The organism is Sphingobium sp. IP1, assembly GCF_002708645.1.
In the GTDB taxonomy this organism is placed as follows: Bacteria; Pseudomonadota; Alphaproteobacteria; order Sphingomonadales; family Sphingomonadaceae; genus Sphingobium; species Sphingobium yanoikuyae.
Genome location: NZ_NOIW01000183.1, coordinates 1 through 5860, shown reverse-complemented (window position 1 = coordinate 5860; position 5860 = coordinate 1). Strand labels below are relative to the sequence as shown.

The window sequence follows — 5860 nt, the reverse complement described above, 5'->3', positions numbered from 1 at the left end:
GGCCCACGCGGGCACCTAACCCACATCTGACCCTGCCGACGAAAAGCGTGGCGCGCCGCGCTCGCCGCGCCGGCCGATCGCCAGGCGCTGGCCGCCTCGGACGCCGATCTGGGCTGGCCGCACATGGTCCAGTCGTTCGAGCCGATCGCCGGCCTGTCGCTGTCGGACGGCAGCCACCCGCACCTCACCATGTTGCTGCGCCGCGCCGCGGCCGACGCCGCCTTCTCCACCTCACGCGCCAAGGGCCATTATCAGCGGGTGCGCCCGTTCGTGGAGCATGACGGCAATACCTGCCGCCCGCAGGACGAGCCGATGCTGCGCAAGGACGGCTCCTATCCGTCGGGCCATACCGCGATCGGCTGGATGCTGGCGCTGGTCCTGACCGACGTCATGCCCGACAAGCAGGATGCGCTGCTCAAGCGCGGCTATGAATTTGGCGAGAGCCGGGTCATCTGTCGCGCCCATTGGCTGAGCGACACGCTGGCCGGCCGGGTCGTGGCATCGGCCACCTATGCGCGGTTGCAGTCCGATCCGGTGTTCCGTGCCCAGCGCGAACTGGCGCGGCAGGAATTGGCTGCGTCCCACTGATCCAGCCGCTTTGCCTTTGGCGCGGAAGCCGCTAAAGCCGCGCTCCATGAGCGACGCTGCAGCAAAACCCGCCCCCAAGGACTGGATTCTCGGCATTCATGCCTATGTGCCCGGCAAGTCGGCCGCCGATGACGGCCGGCCGCTGATCAAGCTGTCCGCCAATGAAAATCCGCTGGGCACCGGCGCGGCCGCGCGCGCGGCGCTGGTGGCGGCGACGGCGGACCTGGCCACCTATCCCGATCCCGGCGCGGCCAAGCTGCGCGAGGCGATCGGCGCGGTTCATGGGCTTGATCCGGCGCGGATCATCTATGGCACCGGGTCAGACGAACTACTGCATATCGCCGCCAGCGCCTATGCCGGGCCGGGCGACGAGGTGCTTTATGTGCGCTACGGCTTTTCGGTCTATGACATCGCCGCCCGCCGCGTCGGCGCGACGCCGATCGAGGCGCCCGACGCCGATTATGCCACCGATGTCGACGCGCTGCTGGCGGCGGTGACGGAGAAGACCAAGGTCGTCCTCCTTGCCAATCCCAACAATCCCACCGGCACCATGACCAGCCGGGAGGAGATTGCGCGACTGCATGCCGGGCTGCGCCCCGACATCTTGTTCGTGCTGGACCAGGCCTATGCCGAATATCTGGACGCGGACGAGGATGATGCGGGGCTGGAACTGGCAAAGACCGCGTCCAACGTGTTCGTCACCCGCACCTTCTCGAAAATCTATGGCCTGGCCGCTGAGCGGATCGGCTGGGGCTATGCCAGTCAAGATGTGATCGACATCCTCCACCGCATCCGCGCGCCGTTCAACGTGACCACTGCCGGCCAGGCCGCTGCGGTCGCCGCGATCCAGGATAATGAATGGGTCGAGGCGAGCCGCGCCCATAATGCGCAATGGCGCGAATGGCTGGCGGGCGAGATCGCGTCCCTCTCCAACCATGGCCTGCGCGCGGTGCCGAGCCGCACCAATTTCCTGCTGATCCTGTTCGACGGCAAGCTGACCGCCGAGGCAGCGATGAAGGGACTGTGGGACGAAGGCTATGCCACCCGCTGGCTGCCCGGCCAGGGCCTGCCCAACGGCCTGCGCATCACCATCGGCACCGAGGAACAGACCCGCGCCGTCGCCGCCAAGCTGCGCGCCATGGCGGAGGCGGCCTGACGCGATGCTGCCCTTTTCCCGTGTCACCATCATCGGCCTTGGCCTGATCGGATCCTCGCTGGCGCGGGCGATCCGCGAATATATGCCGACCGTCCGCGTCACCGGCCATGATGCCGACCCCGCCGTGCGCGAAACCGCCCGCCGCATCGACCTGTGCGACGACATCACCGATACGGCCGGCGCATCCGTTACCGATGCCGAACTGGTGATATTGTGCGTGCCGGTGCGCGCCATGGGCGCGGCGGCAGCGGAGATTGCCGACGAACTGCCGGCCGACGCGATCATCAGCGATGTGGGATCGTGCAAGGCGGATGTGCTGGCGCAGCTGAACGCCGCTTTGCCCGGCCGCATCATCATCCCGGCGCACCCGGTGGCCGGGACCGAAAATAGCGGGCCGGAAGCGGGCTTTGCTACCCTGTTCAAGGGGCGCTGGTCGATCGTCACCCCGCCCGCCGATGCCGATCCCGCGGCCGTCGAGCGGGTGTCGGAACTGTGGCGCCGGGTCGGCGCCGATGTCGAGACGATGGACCCGGCGCATCATGACCTGGTGCTGGCGGTGACCAGCCATTTGCCACATCTGATCGCCTATACCATCGTCGGCACCGCCAGCGACCTGGAGAATGTCACCCAAAGCGAGGTGATCAAATATTCGGCCGGCGGCTTCCGCGACTTCACCCGCATTGCCGCGTCGGACCCGACCATGTGGCGCGACGTGTTCCTGGCGAACAAGGACGCGGTGCTGGAAATGCTGCAGCGTTTTTCGGAGGATCTGTCAGCCTTGCAGCGGGCGATCCGCTGGAATGACGGTGACACGCTGTTCAACCTGTTCACCCGCACCCGCGCCATCCGCCGGTCGATCATCGAACAGGGCCAGGACGACGCCAAGCCCGACTTCGGCCGGTCTCACTGACCGATAAGGGCTGAAGCCGGGTTGAGCGCGTTGATCGCGGCGTGGACGCGCACCTCGGCCTCCTTACGGTCGAGGCCGGTGGGGACGATTTCGCCCACCTTGTAGGTGATGATGCCGGGGCGCTTGAGGAACTTGCCGCGCGGCGAGACGACGCCGCTGTCGATCGCGATCGGCACCACCGGCAGGCCGAGCAGGCTGTAGAGACCGGCAAAGCCGGACTTCAGCGGCGGCGCTTCACCGTGCGGCACGCGCGTTCCTTCGGGGAACAGGCAGACTGCCCGCCCCTGCGCCACGGCGTCCTTGGCGGAAGCGCGCAGGCTGCGCAGCGCACTGGCGCCGGCAGTCCGCTCGATCGGAATCAGGCCATAGCGCCGGGCGATGCCGCCCCAGAAGGGAATATCGAGCAATTCGCGTTTCGCGCCGATCACTGGCCGGTCGAACAGGCAGAGCAGGTCGATCGTCTCGAACATCGATTCATGCTTGATGATGTAGAGATAGGGACCGATCGGCAGGTCGCCATCGACCACGATCCGCTGCCCCAAAATCCAGCGCACGCAGAGGCGATGAAAGCGGCTCCAGCCGGTCGCCGCCGACTGGACATGCGCGGGCTTGAACATCCCGCCGATGACAGCCGCCAGCACGAAGAAGGCGGTGCCGACATAGAAGGCCAGCATGAAGATGAGCGAGCGAAGGGCAATGAACAGGGTCATGGATCAGATACCAAAGAGCGCGGCCACGCGGCGCGCGAGATATTTATTATATTCCCGCACCAATATGGTGAGGCTGGGACGGCTGGGCACTGCGTCATAGACGAGGTTGATCCGGCCCGGAAGCGCCTGGCGCAGTTCGAGCGCGGAACGGCGCATATGCCAGTCGGTGGTGATGAGGCGGACGCTCTTATAATCGCGCCGTTCCAGCCAGCGGGCCGTCTCGATCGCGTTGGAGCGGGTGTCGATCGCCTCGCGCCCCAGGGTGATGCAGCAGGTGAAGAGCGACAGCCGCGTCTTATATTCGGCCGCCAGTTCGACCGGGCGGACCGAGCGGTCGACGCCCGAAATCAGCATGCGCTTGGCCGCGCCCTCCTCCAGCAGGGCCAGCCCGCGGTCGATCCGGCCGGCGCCGCCGGTCAGCACGACGATCGCGTCGGTCTGTCGACCGTCGAGCGGCTGGGGCAGGAACATCGCGAACCAGGCAAAGCCCAGCATCCAGCCGAGCAATGTAACGGCGATCAGGCGGACGATCATAGCGAGCGTCCGAGCGCGCGCAGCACGGTCCAGCGGCCGGTGAGCGTCGACAGGAGAATGCCGGCAATCGGCAGCGCCGCGAGCAGCGCCCAGCTGGTCCAGGGCAAGGCGACGGCGCCCATCAGCTGCGATCCGGTGGCCGACAGGCGTGCGCCGATCAGCAGGATCACCAGCACGGCGAAGGAAAAGCCCAATGCACCGCCCATGGTGGCGTCGAGCGCGATCCGACGCTGGAACAGGCGAGCGATCTGCACGTCGGTCGCGCCCATCAGGTGCAGCACCTCGATCGTGGTGCGATGGCTGTCATGCGCGCCGCGGGCGGCCAGCACGACGACGGCGCCGGTGGCGAGCCCCATCAGCAGAACCAGCCCACCCGACAGCCAGCCCAGCGCGGTGAGCAGGCCGGCGAGCGGCGCGAGGAAGGCGGCATGGGGTTCGACCCGCAGGCTGGGCGACAGGGCAGCGAGCGACCGACGCAACCGGTCGACCTTGGCCGCCGCATTGCCCGGCGTCAGGCTGACGTCGATCAGCGCCGGGATCGGCAAGTCGCCGCTGGTCACATCGGCGCCGAGCCAGGGACGCAGTTGCTGCGCCAGCGTCGCGGCCGGGACCGGCGCGACCTGGCGCACATCGCGATTGCCGCGCAACGCCTGTTGCACGCGGGCGGAGAGACGGTCGCGCTGCTGCGCATCGGCCTCCACCACCTGAACCGTGGCGCGGCCGGCAAGATCGGCGCTCATCGCACGGACGGCAGTGCCAAGGCCAAGGCCCGCAGCGGCGGCCAGCACGGTCAGGAACATCATGATCGCGATGATCCAGGGCATCGGCCCCGCCACCCGGCCGGCGGGCAGCAGGCGATGGCGCGCGGCCGCGGCGCTGCGACGATTGCCCCCGGCCATCAGGCGCCACCCTGCGGTCGGGGCGGATAGCGCAGCGCACCGGTGGGATCGGCCAGCCGGCCCTTGTCCAGCCGCATCATCTGCGCGCTCGCGACCTGGGCCATCAGCGGCAGATCATGGGTGGCGACGACGATGGTGGTGCCGAGGCGATTGAGCGCTTCGAACAGGGTCATCAGGCGGCGGGCCATGTCCGCGTCGACGTTACCGGTCGGTTCGTCGGCGACCAGAATCTCCGGCCGGCCGATCACCGCACGGGCGATGGCGACGCGCTGCTGCTCCCCGCCCGACAGGGTCGCGGGTCGCGCCTGACCGCGATCGCCCAACCCCACCCAGTTCAGCATTTCGCTGACCGGCGCGTCGATCTCGCTTTCCTCCATGCCCGCGACCCGCAGCGGCAGGGCGATATTGTCATAGGCGGACAGATGCGGGACGAGGCGGAAATCCTGGAACACGACGCCGATACGGCGGCGAAAGCCGGGCAGGCGCTTGCGGGGGAGCGTCACCACATCCTCGCCGAACAGGCGGATCACGCCGCGACTGGGCCGCTGGGCGAGATAAAGGAGCTTCAGCAGGGATGTCTTGCCCGCGCCCGAGCTGCCGGTGAGGAAATAAAAATCGCCGCTGTTGAGCGAGAAGCTGACGTCGGACAGGGTCTCGCTGTCCAGACCATAGCGCAGGCCGACATTTTCGAACTGGACGATGGCCGACATAAGTGACGTGTGGCGCCGATGCGCTCCCTGCTTCCCCGAAGCCCTGCCATGGCACAGGCGGCGGGGACGCGTAAAGGGCAGGCCGACAAACTATCCCGCGCAATGCCGCGAGTCGCGCCCATGAGCTGGTCTGTGTTTCAGACTCTTGCCCTAGAGTCCCTGCCATGCCTATGAAGCAGAATGATCCTGGTGTGCCCCAATTGCGCGACGCGCTACATCGTGCCCGACACCGCCGTCGGCCCGGACGGACGCCAGGTGCGGTGCGCCGCCTGCAAGCATAGCTGGTCCCAGGAAGGCCCCGCGCCCGGGGCGGGCGGAGGGGTGAGCGCGGCGGACGCGCGCGCCCGGTATGC

The 5860-nt window shown here is 67.9% G+C and carries 8 protein-coding genes; 4 read left to right on the top strand and 4 right to left on the bottom strand.

Going from position 1 to position 5860, the window contains the following annotated elements:
• Positions 1-123 precede the first annotated feature (123 nt).
• Genes CG471_RS28680 through CG471_RS28670 form a run of 3 tightly spaced genes read left to right on the top strand, consistent with a single transcriptional unit; the run spans position 124 to position 2654 of the window.
• Entirely contained in the window at positions 124-588 is a 465-nt protein-coding gene (locus CG471_RS28680) for a phosphatase PAP2 family protein (protein WP_257211727.1), read from the top strand.
• A 46-nt stretch (positions 589-634) separates the two neighbouring features.
• Positions 635-1744 carry a histidinol-phosphate transaminase gene (hisC, locus tag CG471_RS28675; RefSeq protein WP_099234534.1) on the top strand — a complete coding sequence of 370 codons (1110 nt, stop codon included), beginning with the start codon at positions 635-637 and terminating at the stop codon, positions 1742-1744.
• A 4-nt stretch (positions 1745-1748) separates the two neighbouring features.
• Positions 1749-2654, top strand: a complete 906-nt coding sequence (locus tag CG471_RS28670; RefSeq protein WP_099234533.1) for a prephenate/arogenate dehydrogenase family protein — start codon at positions 1749-1751, stop codon at positions 2652-2654.
• Here CG471_RS28670 and CG471_RS28665 read toward each other — a convergent pair.
• Genes CG471_RS28665 through ftsE form a run of 4 tightly spaced genes read right to left on the bottom strand, consistent with a single transcriptional unit; the run spans position 2648 to position 5507 of the window.
• Complete coding sequence (locus CG471_RS28665) at positions 2648-3364, bottom strand: 1-acyl-sn-glycerol-3-phosphate acyltransferase (RefSeq protein ID WP_180275836.1); 717 nt, start codon at positions 3362-3364, stop codon at positions 2648-2650. The genes CG471_RS28670 and CG471_RS28665 overlap by 7 nt on opposite strands.
• Positions 3365-3367: 3 nt before the next feature.
• Positions 3368-3898 (bottom strand): YdcF family protein, encoded by a 531-nt coding sequence (locus CG471_RS28660; protein ID WP_010338644.1) that lies wholly within the window; start codon positions 3896-3898, stop codon positions 3368-3370.
• Positions 3895-4797, bottom strand: a complete 903-nt coding sequence (locus CG471_RS28655) for an ABC transporter permease (protein ID WP_099234532.1) — start codon at positions 4795-4797, stop codon at positions 3895-3897. The genes CG471_RS28660 and CG471_RS28655 overlap by 4 nt, the downstream gene beginning before the upstream one ends.
• Positions 4797-5507 carry a cell division ATP-binding protein FtsE gene (gene ftsE / locus CG471_RS28650; RefSeq protein WP_004208937.1) on the bottom strand — a complete coding sequence of 237 codons (711 nt, stop codon included), beginning with the start codon at positions 5505-5507 and terminating at the stop codon, positions 4797-4799. The genes CG471_RS28655 and ftsE overlap by 1 nt, the downstream gene beginning before the upstream one ends.
• Positions 5508-5687: 180 nt before the next feature.
• On the opposite strand from ftsE, the gene CG471_RS28645 reads away from it, so the two are divergent.
• The coding region (locus tag CG471_RS28645; RefSeq protein ID WP_180275835.1) for an MJ0042-type zinc finger domain-containing protein at positions 5688-5860 on the top strand (173 nt) is incomplete at its 3' end.